This is a genomic window from Roseomonas mucosa ATCC BAA-692, from assembly GCF_000622225.1.
GTDB lineage: Bacteria > Pseudomonadota > Alphaproteobacteria > Acetobacterales > Acetobacteraceae > Roseomonas > Roseomonas mucosa.
This window is the reverse complement of sequence record NZ_JHWD01000080.1, coordinates 1-1,187: the sequence shown is the minus strand read 5'-3', so window position 1 is coordinate 1,187 and position 1,187 is coordinate 1. Positions and strand designations below refer to the sequence as shown.

The following is a 1,187-nucleotide window of genomic DNA, read 5'->3' as shown; positions in this document are numbered from 1 at the left end:
CGAGCGCCGCGCCGACATCCACCTCGCCTTCACCACACTCGCCTGCGCCCTCGTCTGCCTCGGCCAGATTAGGCGGTTCTGTTAGGCGCTCTAAGTCTCGAAGTGCTGGTGTTCGACTCCGCGACGGAGCCCAAAGTCACCGCACTCCGGCAGGTTTGGAAGGACCGCCTCGGTGGCCGCGCCGCGCCACTGCTCGCCATCGCGCTGCGCGGCGATGTCGCGATCATATGTGGCCCCGCCGGCGAGGATCCACCGATTCGCCGCATCGAGGCGAAGCAAGCGGAGCGGCTGTGCATCCGCGCCCTCAGCGAGCCAGACCGGAATGCAGCGCTCCGCTTCCTGCACGATGCTCTGCCGAGCCTGGAAACCGATCTGCCGGGCATCCGCAATGAGGGTCTGCTCTCCGAGCATGAGCTCGCCCGCGGCGCGCGGCTCCGCCCTGATTGGATGTCCGCACAGACCCGCGCAGCGCCTGTCCTTGGCACCGCTGGTATAGACCTGCTGCGCCGTCTTGGTTTCGGTATCGAGAAGGCGGACGGTGTTACCAGCCTGCTGCGCACCGGCTCGCGCGACCGCGCCGTCGCCGTGCTGCTCGACGCCGGTGAGACGCCAGAGGGTGCAGCACCGCGCTTCCAAAACCTCTCGCCCGTCTCCTGGGCACTGGCAATGGCGGATCAGCGCAACCTGCCCTGGGTGGTAGTGGTGCAGGGCGACCGGGTGCGGCTCTACCCTGTTGAGCTCGGCGTCGGCGTCGGCCGGCGTGGCCGGACGGAAACCTGGATCGAACTCCGCACCGGCCTAATGCGGCAGGACCAAGCCGCGCTGCTCTGGCTGATCTTCTCCGCCGATGCGCTGAAGCCCAGTGGCACGCTAGAGCGGTTTTCGATCAGGCTGCATCGTATCCTGCGGCAGCGAAGTAGTTGGCGCATTCGGTGGGCGTGAAGGTGTCGCTGATTTGGCCGATGGTGTTCCAGAGGCTCTCGACACTGCGCTCGGCAGCCTTGCGGAGACTGGCCTTCAGCTTGGCGAAGGCGTTCTCGATGGGGTTGAAATCGGGGCTGTAGGGCGGGAGATAAAGCAGGCTCGCCCCGGTGGCCTTGCCCCACTTTCACGGACACTGTTACGCGGCTGATGCCGCTGTTTGGAATGTCGCTGCCTTCTGCTCGGGGGTGAGATAGCCGAGCGCC

1 protein-coding gene and 2 pseudogenes are annotated in these 1,187 nt (G+C 66.5%); 2 read left to right on the top strand and 1 reads right to left on the bottom strand.

The annotated features are described in order from the left end of the window. Positions 1 to 85, top strand: a pseudogene (locus tag BT98_RS27490) (IS5/IS1182 family transposase); the annotation flags it as partial. A gap of 17 nt (positions 86 to 102) precedes the next feature. After that, positions 103 to 942 (top strand): hypothetical protein, encoded by an 840-nt coding sequence (locus BT98_RS27485; protein WP_147292503.1) that lies wholly within the window; start codon positions 103 to 105, stop codon positions 940 to 942. On the opposite strand, the pseudogene BT98_RS26925 reads toward BT98_RS27485, so the two are convergent. Beyond that, a pseudogene (locus BT98_RS26925) lies at positions 887 to 1,099 on the bottom strand (transposase); the annotation flags it as partial. The gene BT98_RS27485 and the pseudogene BT98_RS26925 sit on opposite strands and share 56 nt — an antisense overlap. Positions 1,100 to 1,187 lie beyond the last annotated feature (88 nt).